We start from the raw sequence: 17347 nt of genomic DNA, 5'->3' as shown, positions 1-17347 counted from the left end.
CCGTTTGATGCGCTCAAAACCGATGCTTTCAAGATTGTATATTGTTTGGGCATGATCACATAAATTGCGCTAAACAGAGCATTTCCTTGCAAAAATGTGAGGTCGATTGGGATTTTCGCTTGCCTCGATAGAATTCTTGGATATAGTCGGGTGCTGTTGCCTTATAAATTGCCCTTTCGGGCTGCATTTTAACAAGTTTCACTCTTTTTGCGGGGATAAAGGATTGCGCCACCTGATGCTACTGCTGGTCGCGCTCGGAATGGTGGGTTGTGCATCGGCACCCCAACCCGAGGTCGCGAGCAAGATCGAGGTTTCCATTATGGAACCCGTGATTGAACCCGAAGTTTCACCAACCCCTGACGTCAACGAAATCCTGACCGTATACAAAGAGTGGCGCGGCGTTCCTTACCGGATGGGAGGCAGCAGCCAGCGAGGCATCGATTGCTCCGCCTTCGCCCGTGAAGTGTTCCGCAATGCCGTCGGCATCGAATTACCCCGCGATACCCGCTCCCAGGTCCATGAAGGCACTCGGGTTTCCAAACAGGATCTGGTCGAAGGAGACCTGGTCTTCTTCAAGATCAACCGCCGCCTCAATCACGTGGGCATCTATGTCGGCAATGGCGAATTCATTCATGCCTCCACCCGCGCCGGGGTGACGCGCTCCAAGCTCGACAGCAGTTACTGGCGCAGCAAATTCTGGCAGGCACGCCGGATAGACATCTGAGTCAGGCTGGACAAACGGCTCGCAGTACGGACTGTTTTTCCAACCTCACTTGAACCGGGCCCTCAGGGCCCGGTTTTTTTATGACCCTCGTTTAGACTTTCCCTGGTCGACTCTCTATAGTGTGGCCCCCTTGATCCTCGGCAGGTCCAGCATGACACCCCAGCAGAAAACCGGATTGCACCCGCGCAATCGCCATCAGGCACCCTACGACTTCGACGCGCTCTGCCAGCGTACCCCGGCGTTGACGCCTTTCGTGTTCACCAACGAGCACGGCACCCGAACCCTGGACTTTGCCGATCCGGCCGCCGTCAAGACGCTCAACCGGGCATTGCTGGCACTGCACTATGGCATTGCGCATTGGGATCTGCCCCCCGGCTATCTCTGCCCGCCCATTCCGGGCCGGGTAGACTACCTGCATCGAGCCGCGGATCTGCTGGCCGAGAGCGCGGGATGCGTACCGACGGGCAAGCAGGTTCGAGTGCTGGATGTCGGTGTCGGGGCCAACTGCATCTATCCCTTGCTGGGCGCCCGGGAGTATGGCTGGCGCTTCGTGGGCTCAGACATCGATCCTGTGTCGGTGAAGGCGGCGACCCTGCTGGCCACCAGCAATGGATTGGGCAACCAGATCACATGCCGTCATCAGGGTAACCCCAAGCATGTCTTTCGCGGGATCCTGGGGCCGAAGGAGCACTTTGCCCTGACTCTGTGCAACCCGCCGTTTCATGCTTCTCTGGCTGAAGCGAGCAAGGGGACGGAGCGAAAGCTGCGCAACCTGGGCAAGGGCCAGGCAGTGGCCGGGGCGCCCGTGCTCAATTTCGGCGGCCAGAAGGCCGAGCTCTGGTGCGAGGGGGGCGAGGCGGCGTTTCTGGCGGCCATGATAGAGCAGAGCAAGGAGTTTGCCAGCCAATGCCTCTGGTTCAGCTCGCTGGTGTCGAAAAAGGAAAACCTGCCTGCCGCACGAAAGGCGTTGGCTCGGGTGGGGGCGCAGGATGTCAGGGTGATCGACATGGCGCAAGGCAACAAGGTGAGCCGGGTCCTCGCCTGGAGTTTCCTGGACGATGGGCAGCGCAAGTCCTGGTGGACAGCCCAGGGGAGATGATCGAGGACGGGGCTCAGTGGCGACACGGGCCCTGTCTCTTTTTCAGATCAGATGTTGATTCGTTTGCAGCCTTCCATTCAATCGTTTTCCTGCCCGTGTTTGCTCGCATGTTAGTGACCACTCTCGCGCCTGGTACAGGTGTACGCCGAGATTTTTTTGTACTTGCTGATGAAACTTTCATAAAATAGGACTGGTTAGACCTCTTTACAGGCTTTGAATCGAATAGGGATCGGTAAATGAAAGTTGTCGATTTTCTGAAGCACAAGCGCGAAATTCTGGCGCAACACCCCTTTGAGCTCAAGGATTGGCTCTCTCCGGCGATCCGCGACTACTGGCGTGAGTTTCAGCAAAAGGCACACCTTCACCCCTTGCTGGGAAGAGTGCTGGATCTGCAGGGGGAGTCCCAGGATACCCGCCAGCAAGAGGCTGCCAGAGTCACCCAGGTCGCGAATGGCCAGCCTGCCCTGGCGCAGGATCCCGTGGTGGAGCTCGAAGGCGAAGCGGCGGCACTCTATGCCGAGTTGCAGACCCGCATCGGTGAAGAGACCCATGTGGGTGAGTGGTTGCAGGTCACCCAGGCGTTGATCAACCAGTTCGCGACCGTGACCGGCGATCATCAGTGGATCCACACCGATCCCGAGCGTGCGGCAGCCGAGTCTCCCTTCAAGACCACCATTGCCCATGGCTTCCTGACTCTGGCCCTGCTGCCCCAGTTGACCGGTTCGGTGGACGAGAGCACGCCGGAGTTCCCGACCGCCCGCATGGTGGTGAATTTCGGCCTGGAACAGGTCCGCTTCCCTTATCCTATCAAGGTGGACAGCAACATCCGCGCCCGTACCAAGCTGTCGCGTGTCACGCCCATCAAGGGAGGCATCGAGCTCCTCAAGGAGATCAAGATAGAGATCGAGGGGATCCGTCGCCCTGGCTGCGTCATCGAGTCGGTCACCCGGATCTATTTCTGACGCGCTCGTCTTGCACCCATGAACACAGGCCCACTTCGGTGGGCCTGTGTCGTTTCTGGCGGGTTAAAAACTCGCCCCCAGGGTGATGAGGTGACGCCACTCCTTCTCGCTCACATCCATGTTCAGGCCATGGTAGTCGAGCCAGGCATCGTCCCAATCCAGTTCGCTTGACCAGGAGAGGCGCAGGTGATCGTTGAAATAGTACCTGAGGCCCAGGCTGCCGCTGACGGACTGTTTTCTGGTCAGGTAGGGGGAGGGTTGATCGACGAATTTTTCATAACTGCCCTTGCCAAACAGCTCGAACTTCTCTTCCCAGAGTGCCAAGGGCTGCCGGTAGTCCCAACCCAGGCTGACGAAGGGGTAATTGATGATCCTGTCGTCAAACAGGTCTGAGTTGCTCCACACCTCCGGCCTGAAATAGGCCCGCTCCAGGCCGAGCTGGCTGATGATCTCCAGCCGGCGTTGCCTGTCATTCCAGAAGCGGTAGCCGGGGCCGGAAGCATAGTCAATCTCCAGATAGCCGGCATCGATCATGTTGTAATCGATGTCGACGGAAGAGCGCAGGAACCAGTGATCGTCGAAGAAAAAGTCGAGCTTGGGTTTGAGCTTGTATTCGTGGCTGTCGGTGATGTTGTTCGCCGTTTCGTAGATGTACTCGCCATCCAGGCTGTAACGCCAGTCCAGATTGGCAAACTCGGTGGAGACCTTGAGATTGACGTTGTTGGTCTTCTTGGTGTTCTCCTTGAGCTTGATGTTGAGATCCCCGTTCCCTGTCAGCAGCCAGGCATTGGCCTCGTCAGGAGAGTCCAGCAGGGGGATCCCCGTCTTGGTGAGCGGCTTGGGTTTCTCCTGCTTGTCCAGACGCCAGCGTTTGATGGCGTGGCGCGGGACCGTCATGGCCTGGCTGTAGGCGGGCTTGATACGGATCTGCTCGTCCGTGATCTCCTCTATGGTCCCGCTCAGACGATCGCCGTTGCGCATCCAGAGGATGTCCGCCATCGCCGCGGAGCCAGGCAGCAGAAGCAACAGGCAAACCACATGACCCGTTCTGTTCATGGTGGTCAGGCCTTCAGCCGCTCACGGGCTTGGGCAGCCCGCTCTTGTGCTCGAGCAGGGCGGTCACCCGGGCACTGTCGATGTCGGGGGCAGCGATGAACTGCTCGGCTTCGGGGGAGAGTACCAGCGGCGCCCCCTGTGCCATCTCCGCTTCGGTGCGGGAGAGGGGGGAGTGTACCTCCAGCCAGCGACGACCGTCGGGTTCCACCGCCATCTTGACCGGCTGGTTGATGACCCGGACCGGGGTGCCGACGGGAACAAGACCAAACAGGGTTTCGATGTCATCCGGGCGCAGCCGGATACAACCCGCGCTGACTCGCAGACCGACCCCGAAATCCTTGTTGGTGCCGTGGATGAGGTAGTCCTTGTTGCCATAGCCAAGACGCATGGCGAACTTGCCGAGGGGATTGTCGGGGCCGGGGGGGACCACGGCGGGCAGATCGATCCCCTTCTGCTCCAGCCAGGACTTGCGGACCATGGGGCCGGGCACCCAGGTCGGGTTGGGATTTTTCGCAATGACGGTGGTGGTCATCTCCGGCGTCTCGCGGCCGATGTCACCGATCCCGATGGGCAGCACCATCACCTCCTGCTTGCCCTTGGGGAAGTAGTAGAGGCGAAGTTCAGGCAGGTTGATGACGATGCCTTCTCGCGGCACGTCGGGCAGCAGCATCTGGGTCGGCAGAGTGAGCCGGGTGCCCGGGGGGGGCAGATAGGGGTCTACGCCGGGATTGGCTTCGAGCAGTGCCAGAAAGCCTGTCCGGGTATGCTTGCCGACCAGTTCCAGATGATCGCCAGGCTGTACGATGTAATCTTCCAGGGCGCCGATGAGACGGCTGTCCGCTGGCGGCAGGGGATAGGTGTTGGACCAGACAGGTGCGGCCCAGAGGCTGGCGGCGGCCAGCAGCAGTGAGACGATACGAGTGTTGAGCATGGTTGTTCCTATCGGCTGGGGCGAGGGACGGGTTCCCTTCCAAAAAATGAGCAGAGATTGTCAACGAATCCCGCGGGGATTACCAGTCCGGCACCATGACTGCCGGGAGGGCGGAGGCGAGCGCGTCACAGGGTGTCACTGGCCCATCAGGCTCGCCGTATTCACCCGCCCGGAACCGGGTACAGGGTGGAGGCAGTGAGCGAGGAGGCGCAGCCGGGTGAAAGTCACTGGCGTTGGGAGGGGCGGGATCGCCGGATGGCGGTTTTATCGCCAGTCGTCTGATCTGCAACGAGATTTACATTGATTTCCCGGCTAGGGTTGGGTCAATATGAGTGCCCGTGGAGAGATGCCGGAGTGGCCGAACGGGATTGACTCGAAATCAATTGTGGCAGTAATGCCACCCAGGGTTCGAATCCCTGTCTCTCCGCCATTTATTCCCCTCAAGCCCGCGTCCGTCGCGGGTTTGTCATTTCTATCTCATCTCTGTCCATCCCCCGGCTCAGCCATCTCCCAATGTCTTTTCCGATTTGGGGCCTGTGGTCACGGGGTCGCGAAGTCTTACCCCATTCTCTCGAATGTCCATTCACCTGATTAGCCACTTGCCGGCCCAGACAGGTCTCCCGGGGTCATCACCAACATGGTGATGGGGCATGGGCCCGCACCTGCAGGGTCATCTGGCCTCAGCCATCGCGATCCCCCTGATAGGCGCAGAAAGCCTGCGAGTAGATGTGTCCAGAGTTGGCTATTGGTGCTTGGTTTTCTATCCCGCAGCCATCATCAGAGCAACGTGGCTGCGGGTTGGAGACTCATGCCTTGCGGCTGGCGAGCTGGCGAAGGCGCTGGGTGCTCTGGTACAGACTCTGGTGCTGCACCTCGTTCAGGGCGCAGTGCTTGAGCACGTACTCGGCGCTGGCCACCACCGTCTTCCAGCGCGGTGCCTTGGGCAGGGTGTCGAGGTTCAGGTACTTGTCGAGGGTGCGGGTCTGGGGACTGGAGCGGTCCATGTAGACCCGCCACAGCTTGCTCTTCTCCGCCAGCACTATCTTGCCCTTGCCGGTGCTCTGCTGCCAGGTCTCCAGGGTGAGACGCATGGTGTCCACCAGGGCGCGGCGCAGAGGTTCGTCATCCTGCTGGCGAATGAGGTCGTCCGCCAGCGACCTGAACTCCCCTCCCAGCCGGCTCAGTTCCCCCAGCAACTGGCCATCCTCGATGATGGCCTGGCGAGAGAGGCTCTTGAGGGCGTTCTCCAGTGCAGCCATGCGATTGTCGTCCTGGCGCGGTTCGGTGCCAAGGGTCAGCGCATAGGCGTGCTGCCCCCCCAGGTTGATGGGCAGGGCGCGGGCGTTGAGGGTGTCTCGCTGGCCCGCCACCAGGAAGTCCAGCTCCCGCTCCGGCTGCGCGGTCATGTCGGGCCACTGGCTTGCCAGCGGGGCGGCCAGCCACTCGTCCAGCATCTGCCCCTCCATGGCTTCCGGCTCCTGACCCAGCAGGCGCGCCAGGGCCCGGGAAGCAAACAGCACCCCTCCTTGCTCATCGAGGAAGACCATGGGGTCGGCCCCCTCGCCAAGCAGGGCGAGGAGCCGCTCCTGATCCTGGTGCAGTTGCTCCTGGAGCAGCAGACGGTGCTCTATCTCCTGCTTGAGCAGGCGGTTCTCCACCAGGGAGGCGCGCCCGGCGCCGGCCTCCAGCAGGGCTCTCACCCGGGCGAACAGCTCCTCCTTGCAGAAGGGTTTCACCAGATAGTCGTTGGCCCCGGCGTTGAAACCCTCTTCAATCTCCTTGGGCTGGTTGAGGGCGGTGAGCAGCAGTACCGGCAGCTTCTCCTTGGGGTGCTGCTGGCGCAGACGGCGGCAGACGTCGAAGCCCGAGAGGGTGGGCATCATCACGTCAAGCAGGATGAGATCCACCGGCTCCTGAGCCAGCTTGGTCAGGGCGTCGTGACCGTCACTGCTGGGCAGGATGCGATAACCGCAGGGCTGCAGCAGGTGGCGCAGTATGTGTAAATTGATGGGCTCGTCATCCACCACCAGGATGACGGGGGCATCTTGCGGCGGGGGCGGCAGATCCTCGCTCTCCCAGTCCGGCAGGATGACGGGTTGCTGGCGCACCAGCTGGTGCTCTATCTGGCGGCTGTCGAGGGTCAGACTGCCCGCCTTGCCGCTGGCCAGCGGTAGGGTGAAGGCGAAGGTGGAGCCGACGCTCGGCTCGCTTTCCACGAACAGCTCCCCCCCATCAGGTGCACCAGCTGGCGGGTGATGGAGAGACCGAGGCCCGCTCCCTGCTTGCTCACTTCCGGGCTCATCTGCACCAGGGGCTCGAAGATGTGCTCCAGATGGTCCCTGGCGATGCCGATGCCGGTGTCGGTCACCTTGATGCGCAGGAAGTTGCCCTCCACCAGGGCGCTCAGCACCACCTTGCCCTGGGGGGTGTACTTGATGGCGTTGCCCACCAGGTTGTAGAGCACCTGCTCGAGGCGCTGCTCGTCCGCCAGCACAGGGGGCAGCTCGGCGGGGCTCTTGTCCACCAGGGTGAGGGGCTTGGCCTGCACCAGGTGCTGGCAGAGATCCAGCACCAGCCGGATGACCCCCTTGGAGGAGACCGGCTGGGGGTGGATCTCCAGCTGGCCGTAGCGCATCTGGTGGTAGTCGAGCAAGTCGTCCACGAGGCGGGCCAGACCGTCGGCGCTCTTGATGATGAGGCCGAGTTGTTTCTGCTGCCCTTCGGTCAGGTCCTGCTGGCTGGCGAGCATGGACTCGGCCATCCCCTTGATGCCGTGGATGGGGGTGCGCAGCTCGTGGGAGGTGTTGGCCAGGAGCTCGTCTTTGAGCTTGTCCGCCTGTTGCAGGCTGAGGTTCTGCTTGTGGGTCAGCTTGACCTGCTGTTGCAGCTCCTGGGTCTGGCGTTCGATGAGCTCGATCTTGTCCTTCACCGAACGCTGCATGTGGCGAAACGCCTGGGCCAGCCGGTCGATGTCATCGTCGGTGCGGGGGATGGTGATGGGGTGATCCAGAGCGCCGTCCGCCACCTGTTCGGCGGCGGCGGTGAGGGATCGCAGGGGCGCCGTGATGGAGTGGGAGAGCCAGCGGGAGAAGAGGATCAGCAGCAGCAGTGAGCCTGCCCCCAGCAGGATCACCAGCGTCTCGAGCTGGCGGATGGGGGCATAGGCCTCGCTGGTGGAGATCTCGGCGATGAAGGCCCACTCGGTATCGAACACCTTCACCTGGGTATAGGCGGCCAGCACCTCGTCATCGTGGTAGGAGAGGAAGGGGCCGACCCCCTGCTCCCCGGAGAGGGCCTTGATGATGAGGGGGGTCTGCAGCGGCCGGAAGTCGGGGCTGAAGCTGTTCTCCACGCTGAATTCAGGGGCGAGCCAGGCGTTGGCGCGCATCCGCTTGTCCGGGCCGATGAGAATGGTCTCGCCGGTTGCGCCGAGCCCCTCCCGCTCCGCCATGATCTGGTTGAGCTTGTCCGGCAGCAGCTCGAAGATGACCACGCCGCGCACATAGTCGTACTGCATCACGGGGGCGGCGAGGTAGGCGACCACCTGACCGGTCAGCTCGTTGCGGCCAAAATCGGTGAACTCGAAGATCTGCTGGGGCTTCTGGCCGCCATCGAGGCGGCGCTTGATCTTGGCGAAGGTGTTGCCAAGACCGCTGGACTGGTAGGGGCCCGAGAGCAGGTTGGTGGCGAAGTTGGCCTGCTTGGTGACCGAGTAGACCACGTCACCGTTGAGGTCGACCAGGAAGATGTCGCTGTAGTTGGATTTGCGCACCATGTCGGCGTAGCCGCGATGGAAGCGCTGGTGGACGCGGCCATACATCTCGTCCGCCAGGATGAGGGCGCTGATGGAGGGCTCTATCTCCACCTGACTGTCAGGCTGTTGCAGCTTGTCCCAGGAGCCCGGCACATAGCGGGCCTGGGCGCGGGCACGGGCCTCCTGCGGCGTGGTGCCGAGCTTCTCGAAGGCACCGGTGAAACCGTAGAAGCGACCGATACTGTTGCCGGCAAAGTCCTGCTGGGAGAAGTTGATGATCTGCTCCTTGAGGTTGCCGAAGTAGTCTTGCAGCTGGTTTTTCTTGATGTTGCGCACCGAGACCAGATGGTTGGAGGTCTGGGTGGTGAGATCCTTGCCGTGACTATAGAGGAAGAAGAGGGTGACGACCAGGAAGGGCACCAGGCCCAACATGAAAAAAGCCAGCATCAGCTGCGGTCTGAGCCCCCGAGGCCTGAAGTTCCATTTCATCGCATGATTTTCAATTGAAAATCCAGTTACTAAGCGCGATGAGTTTCTGACTAAAGGCTAACTATTTCAATGGCTTTATCTTAAATTCGCTCGTCGGGTCACAGGGAGCGGGGGGATTTTCGACCAAGGCGTCTAAAGGGTGAGCAAACAGCACGGGAAAGGGCTCAAAGTGAGAAAAAAGGGTTGTGCCCGGGCTCGGGGTACGTATAATGCGCCTCGTTGTCAGGCAACTGGCACGCAAGCAGTCATGCGGGAATAGCTCAGTTGGTAGAGCACGACCTTGCCAAGGTCGGGGTCGCGAGTTCGAGTCTCGTTTCCCGCTCCAATACTCCATGGCACCAACCATGGACATCACTCTCAAGGCAATGCCTTGTCAGCATGGCGCGTTAGCAAAGCGGTTATGCAGCGGATTGCAAATCCGTTTAGTCCGGTTCGACTCCGGAACGTGCCTCCATCTTCTCCCTGTTTTCCATATCCCTGACGTTGTCCATCCGCCATGGCGGCCCAGGATGATGCTTCATTGGATGTCAGTCAGCCGTGAACAACCCTCCCGTTGCCATGTCTTGTGCAGATGCTGATCCATCTCGGCCAATGCCTCGCCCCTGGATCCGGACCTCTCTTCGCCCCCTGTTCTGCCAGTGCGGCCATCTCCTTTATCAGCAAACCGCATTGCCACAGGCTGGCGGTGGGGACCCCGTGATAGGGGATGTCGATGGCATCGTCACGATTGAGCCGCCACTCCTGCCACTGGCTCCAGGCGAGCACGCCCAATGCCCCCAGCAGCGCCGCATCTGCAAGTTTCATCCTGTGTTCCCCCGTTCTGGTCCAGTCCTCGTTAACTCTGGAACAGGGGTCGCGTTTTGCCACCTTTGTTGTTTTTTAGTTAAAGAATGTAACCCAGTTTCATTTTTTAGGCTTTAAGACCCATTTTTTATCAAAAAATGGCGCTGTCGGTGTAGTAATCCTACAATGATTGGCGTAATCTTTGTTCAGTGGTCTTACCAGTGAGGCGTTACATCATGTTTCATCCCTTCTCCCTGACTCAGATAATCCTTCGCCGCATCTTCGTCCTGATGACGGGTTTGCTCGCCTTCCCGGTGATGCTGTTTCGCCGGGATCGCGCCCGTTTCTACAGTTACCTGCACCGCATCTGGAGCAAGACCAGCACCAAGCCGGTCTGGCTCAAGATGAGCGAGCGAGGGGAGCGGATCTTCTACTGATCCTCCCCGTGACGCCCGCTTCACCCGGTGCCAGACTGGCGTGACAGGCAGGCAGGGCGCACCTCCCGATATAAAAAAACCGACACCTTGGTGTCGGTTTTTTTATGGGGCTCGAACCGCCACCGGCCTTGTATCCATGGCTGGTCCACGTTGTCTCTTGTCTCTTGTCTCTTGTTTCTGTGGGCGACCCTTTATGCCGCACTCTCAGTCGCACTCTCAGCCGCATTCTCAGCCGCGCCCGTGCGACATGACGGGAGGAAAGGCTGGTGGTACTCAGGGCGCAGGCCCAAGGGTGGCCAGCGCCGCACGCAGACGGGCGAGGCCGATGGGCTTGAACAGGCAGTCGTTCATGCCGGCGGCGAGGCAAAGCTCCCGCTCGCGAGGCTGGGCATGGGCGGTGAAGCCCCAGACGGGCAGGTCATGGCCAAGGGCACGCAGGCTGCGTGTCAGCTCGAAGCCGTCCATCACCGGCATCTGGCAGTCGGTGATGACCAGATCGAAGGGGTGGCTGGCGAGGGCGCGCAGGGCCTCCAGGCCATTGCTGCGCACACTGACGTCGTGTCCCAGGTGCTTGAGCTGCTGGCGCAGCAGGATCTGGTTGGCGTGATTGTCATCGACCACCAGGATATGCAGCCGATGGGGGAGGGGTTGAGCCTGGTGGGGCTGGGGCGCCGGCATTGCCGTGATCGGGGCGGGGGGTTGCTGAGCGAGCGTGAGGGGCAGCCTTATCTCGAGCCGGGTACCTTCGCCGACCTGGCTGTGAACGGCTATCTCCCCCCCATCATCTGGCACAGGATGCGGGCGATGTTGAGGCCCAGCCCGCTGCCGGGGAACTGGCCCTGGCCGTGGGCGCGATAGAAGGGGGTGAAGAGCCGGGGCAGCTTGTCCGCGGGAATGCCGGCTCCGGTGTCGGTGATGGTGAGGTGCAGCACAGGAGGCTGCTCGCCCCCGGTCAGGGTGGCGGTGATGGCGACCCGGCCCTGCTCGGTGAACTTGATGGCGTTGCCGATGAGATTGAAGAGGATCTGGCGCAGGCGAAGGGGATCGATCAGCACCCTTGGCATGGGGGTGTCGGGCAGCCTGACCTCATAGATCAGCCCCTTCTGCTCGGCCATGCCCGCAAAGACCCGGGTGACGGACGAGAGCAGGGGGGCGAGATCGCAGGGGGTGGGAGTCAGGGTCATCTGGCCCGCCTCTATGGAGGCGATATCCAGGCTGTCCCCCAGCAGATCCAGCAGGCCGTTGGCGGAGTCGGCGGCGATGCGCAGCAGCTCGCCGCTGTGACGGCTGAGAGCGGGATCCTCGGTGGCCAGCTCCAGCATGCCGAGGATGGCGTTCATGGGGGTGCGGATCTCGTGGCTCATGGTGGAGAGGAAGTCGCTCTTGGCTCGGCTGGCGCTGTCGGCCTGCTGTTTGGCCTCGCGCAGCGCCTCTTCCAGCCGCTTGCGGTCCGTGATGTCTATCCAGCCGTCGATCACCCCGCTGATGGCCCCCTCCCCGTCGAAATAGGGCACCATCCAGTGATAGATGTCGCTCTGGGTCCCCCTGTGATGGAAGAGGCGATCCGCAAAGATGGGCTGCCCCTCCTGCAATACCCTGGCAAAGTCCTGCTCCAGCACGGCGATGCTGCCTGCATCGAGCACCCCTGACAGCCCCTGGGCGAAGGGCTGACCCAGGATGGCCTTTGGCTCGGCGCCGAGCTGGGTCAGGTATTTGCTGTTGCACAGCAGCACCTTGCCGCTCTTGTCCCGCACGACGATGGGGTGGGGCAGGCTCTCCCCCAGCGCCCGGATGAACCTGACATGGGCCTCCAGTTGCTGGCGGGACGCCTGCTCGGCGCTGGCCATCCGCTTGAACATGCGGTTGCGATAGAGCTGCACCAGCGCCAGGGTGATGAGCCCCACGAACACCAGGTAGACGATGTGGGCGTGGCGATCCATGAAGCCGGGCACCGGCAGTTTGCGGTTGCGCCACTCGTAACTCATCATGGCGAGCTCGTTGGGGGGATGGCGAGGATGGTCTTGTCGAGGATCCCCATCAGCATCCCCAGTCCGGGCAGGCTGGCAAACCCCATCCGGATCGGCTCGTCATCGGCGGGGCCGGCGATGCGCAGGGGGCTCTGGGGATCATTGTCCAGCGCATGGCGGGCAAAATAGAGGGGCACGATGGCGGCATCCACCCGTCCCTGGGCGAGCACCTCCATCGCTTCTGCGGCACTCTCCACCTGGGTGATGCGGCTGCCCTCCAGTCTCTGTGCGAGGGGCACATGGTGCGTCATCGCCACCGTCTTGCCCGCCAGACTCCGGAGGGTGTCGATCCCTTGTTCCTCCTGGCGGGTGAGGATCACATAGATGTTGTCGGTGGCGTAGGGCACCGAGGTGCGCAGCCCGTAGTGTTCGGCCACCTGCTGGGAGATGGCGCCGATGAGGTCGATGGCGCCTGACTGCATGGCTTTTGCCAACTGGCGCTCGGAGTCTGCCCGCACGAACTCGAAGGTGAGGCCGGTGCGTGTGCGGATCTTGTCCAGCATGTCCACCGTCATGCCGACCAGCTGGCCGTCATGATCCAGGGCGCCATAGGGGTAGAGGTTGTCCATCAGCCACACCCTGATGGGGGGTGCTTGCCGCATCCAGGCCCGCTCGGCGGCATCATAGAGATCGGCGCTTCGCTCATGTCGCGGATGGGCCCGTTCCACTGGGTGAAGAGGGTGTTGCGCGCCCGGTCGTCGATGGCCGCCAGCCCCCGGTTGACCAGGCTGAGCAGGGCGGGCTCGGTGGCCGGGACGGCAAAGCGGAACTCGGCAGGCGCCAGATCGGGCGGGGCCTCGCCCCGCTGGCGAAGGTGGTCGAAGCGCTCGCTGTTGAGGTAGTGGGTGGCGTGGGCATCCCCCAGCAGGATGTCGTCGCGGCCGAAGAAGACCGCATCGAACGCCTCCATGTTGGAGGGATAGGTCACCAGGGTGAGAGTGGGGTAGTAGCGGCCAAAGCGCGCCCTGTCTATCTGATCCCGGACGGCGGCCACCCGCTGTCCCGGTGTGAGCAGTGCCCCCCGATAACGTCTGGGCACGGAGAAGACGAGGGGGCTGCTGAAATAGGGGTTGCTCAGGCGGATCGCCCGGGTGTCACTGTCCGCCAGGGTGAGATTGCCGAGGCTGGCGAGGTGTATCTCCCCCCGTGCCAGGGCACGGAGCAGGTGCGCCTTGTCGGGGAAGGCGCTCAGGGCAACGGGTTTGTCCAGCATCCGGGCCAGCAGGTCGATGTAGTCGGCACTGAGCCCCTCGACGCGCTGGCGAGCGATCATGGTGAAGGGGCGGTAGTCCTCTTGCAGGATGCCGACCCGCAGTTGGGACTGCTGGCGCAGCCATCCGAGCTCCGCCTCCGACCAGCGGGGCGGGATCGTAGCGGCTGTGCAGGGTCAGGGCCTGCACAGGTTGAAGGCAGAGCAGACAGAGCAGGATCAGTGTTCGATATAGGTTCATCTAGCCACCCGACGCGACAGCCATCCCTGCCAAGCCTCATCCAATGGCGGCCATTCTACCGGAAAATGGCTATAACGAGTCCGCTATTTCTCCACGCGCGTCGGCGGCAGTACGGCAAGCAGGGCGACCTGGCCGCCCCGCCCTCAACCGAACTGGTAGGCCCCCATGTAGAGGCTGCCGTAATCCCAGCTGTCGTGCAGCTTTCGGGGTCTGTCGGCCCCCGCCGCGCCGAGCGCCACAAACAGGGGGCGCAGGTGATCGTCATGGGGATGGGATTCCACCGCGCCCGGCGCCCGGGCCCGGTACTCTTCCAGCGCCCCCCTGTCTCCCTCTGCCATGGTCTGCTCCAGCCAGCGGGCAAACTGGCTCGCCCACTGGGGAACCGGCGAGCCATCCGGCCCGAGGGCACGCAGGTTGTGGGTGATGGCGCCGGAGGCGAGGATGCCGATCCCTTGCTCGCGCAGCCCCTGCAATGCCTCCCCCAGTTGCCACAGCTGGGCCGGGGTGAAGCTGGCCGGGATGGCGATCTGCACCAGGGGGAGTTCACTGTCCGGATCCATCAGGGAGAGGGGGGACCAGACTCCGTGATCCAGCTCGCGGCGCACCGGGGTGGCGGGCAGGCCGGCCAGCAGCAGCTGATCGCTCACCGCTTCCTGCAACCATTGCGGGCTCGTCGCGGGCCAGCGGATCTGGTAGAGGGGCTCGGGGAAGCCGTAGAAGTCGTACATCAGGGCCGGGCTGGGCTCGACGTTGATCTGCAGCTCGCTTCGGCTGAACCAGTGGGCCGAGATCACCACCAGCCCTCTGGCATCCTCGAGGCGCAGTTGCTTCAGGAACCGGGTCGCGGGCTGATCGCGCAGGACCAGATCCGGGGCGCCGTGGGAGATGAACCAGACAGGGGCGATAGACATGACAGACTCCATATGCGTTGTGCCGATGCGCGCGGCGCACCGACAACCCGAGGCCAGGGCGACATGCCGCTGACGATGTGGTCATTATCTGCCCCTATTGATGGGTTAACAATCAGGCTTTAAGGATAAGCACTCTTCACTTTTGGTTGATAGTCTGGCGTCAGGGCGAGGGAGACCGGGGCAGAAACGACAACGCCGGCGCAGTGCGCCGGCGTTGTGATCAGGGTCCGTCGGACGTGGCCTCTGACGGGATGCCCCGCAGCGCCACCGCCAAGATCAACGCGGGCCCCGGGCGGGTTTATTGAATGCCCAGCAGCTCCACGTCGAAGATGAGGACTGAGCCCGGCGGGATCTTGCCGGCGGCTCTGTCGCCATAGGCCAGGTTGGCGGGGATGTAGAAGCGGGTCTTCTCCCCTTCCACCATCAGTTGCACCCCTTCGGTCCACCCCTTGATCACCTGGTTGAGGCCGAATTCGATGGGCTCGCCACGGGCGACGGAGCTGTCGAACACGGTGCCGTCCAGCAGCTTGCCCTCGTAGTGCACCTTCACCTTGCTGGTGGCGGTGGGGTGAACGGTACCGGTGCCCGGGGTCAGCACTTCGTACTGCAGGCCGGAGGCGGTGGTGGTCACCAGGGGTTTTTCCTGGTTGCTGGCGAGGAACTCGGCCCCCTTGCGCACGTTCTCTTCCGCCAGCTTCCGGTTGTTGCTGCTGGAGTAGAAGTAGTAGGCGGCGCCGGCGATAAGAAGGGCTATCAGAATGAATTTCATCGGGTTTTCCTGTTCCTTGAAATCAGAGTGCAATGAAGGGGCATCTTATCCCAGCCGGGGAGGGAGGGCGAGGGGGGATGCCGGAGGATGTGACCGGACGGGCAAGGCACCGGGGGCATGATGCCCCCGGTTCGGATTTACTTGACGGCCACCATCATCAGGGCGGGCAGGGCGAAGAAGAGCCCGGCCACGTAACCCAGCGCCAGCAGCTTGTTCTCGCTGCCGACCCGGGCCAGGGCTTCGGCGGCCTTGATGGGCAGCTCCCGCAGGAAGGGTACCCCGTAGATGAGCACCACGGCGAAGAGGTTGAACAGCACGTGGACCAGGGCGATGGTCAGGGCGAGCTGGGCACCGGCACCGCTGATGGCGGTGGCGGCCAGCAGGGCGGTGATGGTGGTGCCGATGTTGGCCCCCAGGGTGAAGGGATAGAGTTGGCGGGTGCTGAACACGCCGCCTCCCGCCAGGGGGATCATCAGGCTGGTGGTGGTGGAGGAGGACTGCACCATCACGGTGACCAGGGTGCCGGAGGCGATGCCGGTGAGCGGGCCACGGCCCAGGGCCTTGTGCAGCAGCTCCTTGGCACGGCCCACCATGACCTGTTGCAGCACCTTGCCAAGGGCGGTGACGCAGCCGAGGATCAGCAGAATGCCGATGAGAATGGTGGCGATGGCGCCCCCCTTGCCCGGCAGGAAGGCGACGGCACCGTCGATGAGATCCAGGGACGGGGAGATGAGGGGCTTCATGAAATCCATCCCCTTCATCGACATGTCGGCGGAGCCCAGCAGCAGGCTGGCAATCCCTTCCGCACTCTTTTGCAGCAGACCGAACATCAGCTCCAGGGGCAGGAAGATGAAGACCGCCAGCAGGTTGAAGAAGTCGTGCACGGTGGCGGCGGCGAAGGCGCGGCGAAACTCGCCTCTGTCCCGGATGTGCCCCAGGGAGACGATGGTGTTGGTGATGGTGGTGCCGAGGTTGGCCCCCATCACCATGGGGATGGCCATGGCCATGGGCAGGCCCCCTGCCACCAGACCGACGATCACCGAGGTGACGGTGCTGGAGGATTGCACCAGGGCGGTGGCCAGGATGCCGAGCAGCAGCGCGACGAAGGGGTTGTTGGCAAAGGCGAAGATCTGGGCCGCGCCCTCGGCGCCGCCGGAGAAGCCCTTGAAGCCGTGGGAGACGGCGCCAACGGCGACCAGGATCAGGTAGATCAGCGTGATCACCGCGAGCCAGTTGAACAGGGGGCCGGGACGACGGATCTGCTGGGGTGCGGAAGATGCGGTGCTGTGCATATGGCCTCTTGGGGTCGTTCTGCGTTGAAAATGGACGGGCGCATTACAACAAGGCTCCATGACAGAAATATGACAACGTGACACTTTTATGATGCTTTGGTGACAGGGCGGCAGGGGGCGTCGCAGACAAAAGGTGTCGGAGCAAACGCCGATATGACGCCATCCGGCTCATCACCGGCCCCCGCCCTTGCACTGGGATCCCAGGGTTATATGCTGCCGGACTTTCCTGTCTTGAAACTGAGGAAGTGATGATGCGTGCATGGGTTTTGTGCCTCTCCCTGGGTCTGCTGTCTGCCGGTGCGCAGGCCAGCGTGTTCAAGTCCGAGTGCAACCTCGACAAGGCGGTCAGGAACGAGGCGATGAACGCCACCCTGGGGGTCAAGGGCAACTGCGATGCCGACAAGCTGGTGCGCCAGCAGAAGGAGAAGGCCAATGCCGAGGTGAAGAAACACACCACGGACGTGCTGGACAAGAAGACGGCGGGACTGAAAGAGACCAGGCAGCACACCAATGCGGCCCTGAACAAGCAGAGTGCCGGTGTGAAGCAGGCGCAGGACAAGGTCAACCAGACCCGCAAGGATGTCAACGCCGTGACCAGGGATCCGGTCAAGGCGGCCGCCACGGCCGTGCTCAATCAGGGGTGAGGGTCCGCGCACCTGACG

At 62.5% G+C, this 17347-nt stretch carries 15 protein-coding genes, 3 tRNA genes and 1 pseudogene; 8 read left to right on the top strand and 11 right to left on the bottom strand.

Going from position 1 to position 17347, the window contains the following annotated elements; genetic code table 11:
- Positions 1–235: 235 nt before the first annotated feature.
- The 3 genes from C3F36_RS03995 (at position 236) to C3F36_RS03985 (ending at position 2785) form a co-directional block, all read left to right on the top strand.
- Positions 236–724: a C40 family peptidase gene (locus tag C3F36_RS03995; protein WP_199769662.1), complete on the top strand. Its 489-nt coding sequence runs from the start codon at positions 236–238 to the stop codon at positions 722–724.
- Positions 725–875: 151 nt separating this feature from the next.
- A complete protein-coding gene (gene rlmF / locus C3F36_RS03990) occupies positions 876–1823 on the top strand; it encodes a 23S rRNA (adenine(1618)-N(6))-methyltransferase RlmF (protein WP_104454529.1) in 948 nt (315 codons plus the stop codon).
- Between the two features lie 236 nt (positions 1824–2059).
- On the top strand, positions 2060–2785 hold the full coding sequence (locus C3F36_RS03985) for a MaoC family dehydratase (protein WP_042864216.1): 726 nt from the start codon (positions 2060–2062) through the stop codon (positions 2783–2785).
- A gap of 63 nt (positions 2786–2848) precedes the next feature.
- Here the strand turns inward: C3F36_RS03985 and C3F36_RS03980 are convergent, their stop codons facing one another.
- Together C3F36_RS03980 and C3F36_RS03975 are read right to left on the bottom strand one after the other, a co-directional pair.
- Positions 2849–3841 (bottom strand): DUF481 domain-containing protein, encoded by a 993-nt coding sequence (locus C3F36_RS03980; protein ID WP_042864215.1) that lies wholly within the window; start codon positions 3839–3841, stop codon positions 2849–2851.
- 13 nt (positions 3842–3854) lie between these two features.
- Positions 3855–4772: a L,D-transpeptidase family protein gene (locus tag C3F36_RS03975; protein WP_104454528.1), complete on the bottom strand. Its 918-nt coding sequence runs from the start codon at positions 4770–4772 to the stop codon at positions 3855–3857.
- Between the two features lie 340 nt (positions 4773–5112).
- On the opposite strand from C3F36_RS03975, the gene C3F36_RS03970 reads away from it, so the two are divergent.
- Positions 5113–5202 (top strand) — tRNA-Ser (locus tag C3F36_RS03970).
- 376 nt (positions 5203–5578) lie between these two features.
- Here C3F36_RS03970 and C3F36_RS03965 read toward each other — a convergent pair.
- Positions 5579–9015 (bottom strand): annotated as a pseudogene (locus C3F36_RS03965) (response regulator).
- Between the two features lie 249 nt (positions 9016–9264).
- Between C3F36_RS03965 and C3F36_RS03960 the strand changes: the two are divergent.
- Together C3F36_RS03960 and C3F36_RS03955 are read left to right on the top strand one after the other, a co-directional pair.
- A tRNA-Gly gene (locus C3F36_RS03960) sits at positions 9265–9340 on the top strand.
- 55 nt (positions 9341–9395) lie between these two features.
- A tRNA-Cys gene (locus tag C3F36_RS03955) sits at positions 9396–9469 on the top strand.
- A 77-nt stretch (positions 9470–9546) separates the two neighbouring features.
- Here the strand turns inward: C3F36_RS03955 and C3F36_RS03950 are convergent.
- Complete coding sequence (locus C3F36_RS03950) at positions 9547–9819, bottom strand: hypothetical protein (RefSeq protein ID WP_233759710.1); 273 nt, start codon at positions 9817–9819, stop codon at positions 9547–9549.
- 215 nt (positions 9820–10034) lie between these two features.
- On the opposite strand from C3F36_RS03950, the gene C3F36_RS03945 reads away from it, so the two are divergent.
- Positions 10035–10235, top strand: coding sequence for a YbfA family protein (locus tag C3F36_RS03945; protein ID WP_104454527.1), 201 nt, complete (start codon positions 10035–10037; stop codon positions 10233–10235).
- 273 nt (positions 10236–10508) lie between these two features.
- Here C3F36_RS03945 and C3F36_RS23730 read toward each other — a convergent pair whose 3' ends face one another.
- The 7 genes from C3F36_RS23730 to C3F36_RS03925 form a co-directional block, all read right to left on the bottom strand.
- Positions 10509–10913 carry a response regulator gene (locus C3F36_RS23730; protein ID WP_233759709.1) on the bottom strand — a complete coding sequence of 135 codons (405 nt, stop codon included), beginning with the start codon at positions 10911–10913 and terminating at the stop codon, positions 10509–10511.
- 89 nt (positions 10914–11002) lie between these two features.
- A complete protein-coding gene (locus tag C3F36_RS23725; protein WP_233759708.1) occupies positions 11003–12223 on the bottom strand; it encodes a PAS domain-containing sensor histidine kinase in 1221 nt (406 codons plus the stop codon).
- Positions 12220–12831, bottom strand: coding sequence for a transporter substrate-binding domain-containing protein (locus C3F36_RS23720; protein ID WP_233759707.1), 612 nt, complete (start codon positions 12829–12831; stop codon positions 12220–12222). Before C3F36_RS23720 ends, C3F36_RS23725 begins: the two co-directional genes overlap by 4 nt.
- Positions 12831–13535, bottom strand: coding sequence for a transporter substrate-binding domain-containing protein (locus C3F36_RS23715; RefSeq protein ID WP_233759706.1), 705 nt, complete (start codon positions 13533–13535; stop codon positions 12831–12833). Before C3F36_RS23715 ends, C3F36_RS23720 begins: the two co-directional genes overlap by 1 nt.
- Positions 13536–13856: 321 nt before the next feature.
- Positions 13857–14624, bottom strand: coding sequence for a DODA-type extradiol aromatic ring-opening family dioxygenase (locus C3F36_RS03935; RefSeq protein ID WP_103244471.1), 768 nt, complete (start codon positions 14622–14624; stop codon positions 13857–13859).
- Between the two features lie 298 nt (positions 14625–14922).
- A complete protein-coding gene (locus tag C3F36_RS03930; RefSeq protein ID WP_010673545.1) occupies positions 14923–15393 on the bottom strand; it encodes an FKBP-type peptidyl-prolyl cis-trans isomerase in 471 nt (156 codons plus the stop codon).
- A 137-nt stretch (positions 15394–15530) separates the two neighbouring features.
- Entirely contained in the window at positions 15531–16685 is a 1155-nt protein-coding gene (locus C3F36_RS03925) for a sodium:phosphate symporter (RefSeq protein ID WP_104454526.1), read from the bottom strand.
- Between the two features lie 251 nt (positions 16686–16936).
- Here C3F36_RS03925 and C3F36_RS03920 point away from each other — a divergent pair, with 251 nt between their 5' ends.
- Complete coding sequence (locus C3F36_RS03920) at positions 16937–17329, top strand: hypothetical protein (RefSeq protein WP_069651686.1); 393 nt, start codon at positions 16937–16939, stop codon at positions 17327–17329.
- Positions 17330–17347 lie beyond the last annotated feature (18 nt).

The sequence above is a fragment of the Aeromonas sp. ASNIH2 genome, assembly GCF_002934795.1.
In the GTDB taxonomy this organism is placed as follows: Bacteria; Pseudomonadota; Gammaproteobacteria; order Enterobacterales; family Aeromonadaceae; genus Aeromonas; species Aeromonas caviae.
The sequence above is the reverse complement of the archived record's forward strand: the minus strand, read 5'-3'. Positions and strand labels throughout refer to the sequence as shown.

Coding starts and splice junctions, on each gene's coding strand:
- C3F36_RS03995 (WP_199769662.1), top strand. CDS start 236: ATGCTACTGCTGGTCGCGCTCGGAATGGTGGGTTGTGCATCGGCACCC.
- rlmF (WP_104454529.1), top strand. CDS start 876: ATGACACCCCAGCAGAAAACCGGATTGCACCCGCGCAATCGCCATCAG.
- C3F36_RS03985 (WP_042864216.1), top strand. CDS start 2,060: ATGAAAGTTGTCGATTTTCTGAAGCACAAGCGCGAAATTCTGGCGCAA.
- C3F36_RS03980 (WP_042864215.1), bottom strand. CDS start 3,841: ATGAACAGAACGGGTCATGTGGTTTGCCTGTTGCTTCTGCTGCCTGGC.
- C3F36_RS03975 (WP_104454528.1), bottom strand. CDS start 4,772: ATGCTCAACACTCGTATCGTCTCACTGCTGCTGGCCGCCGCCAGCCTC.
- C3F36_RS03950 (WP_233759710.1), bottom strand. CDS start 9,819: ATGAAACTTGCAGATGCGGCGCTGCTGGGGGCATTGGGCGTGCTCGCC.
- C3F36_RS03945 (WP_104454527.1), top strand. CDS start 10,035: ATGTTTCATCCCTTCTCCCTGACTCAGATAATCCTTCGCCGCATCTTC.
- C3F36_RS23730 (WP_233759709.1), bottom strand. CDS start 10,913: ATGCCGGCGCCCCAGCCCCACCAGGCTCAACCCCTCCCCCATCGGCTG.
- C3F36_RS23725 (WP_233759708.1), bottom strand. CDS start 12,223: ATGATGAGTTACGAGTGGCGCAACCGCAAACTGCCGGTGCCCGGCTTC.
- C3F36_RS23720 (WP_233759707.1), bottom strand. CDS start 12,831: ATGGACAACCTCTACCCCTATGGCGCCCTGGATCATGACGGCCAGCTG.
- C3F36_RS23715 (WP_233759706.1), bottom strand. CDS start 13,535: ATGATCGCTCGCCAGCGCGTCGAGGGGCTCAGTGCCGACTACATCGAC.
- C3F36_RS03935 (WP_103244471.1), bottom strand. CDS start 14,624: ATGTCTATCGCCCCTGTCTGGTTCATCTCCCACGGCGCCCCGGATCTG.
- C3F36_RS03930 (WP_010673545.1), bottom strand. CDS start 15,393: ATGAAATTCATTCTGATAGCCCTTCTTATCGCCGGCGCCGCCTACTAC.
- C3F36_RS03925 (WP_104454526.1), bottom strand. CDS start 16,685: ATGCACAGCACCGCATCTTCCGCACCCCAGCAGATCCGTCGTCCCGGC.
- C3F36_RS03920 (WP_069651686.1), top strand. CDS start 16,937: ATGCGTGCATGGGTTTTGTGCCTCTCCCTGGGTCTGCTGTCTGCCGGT.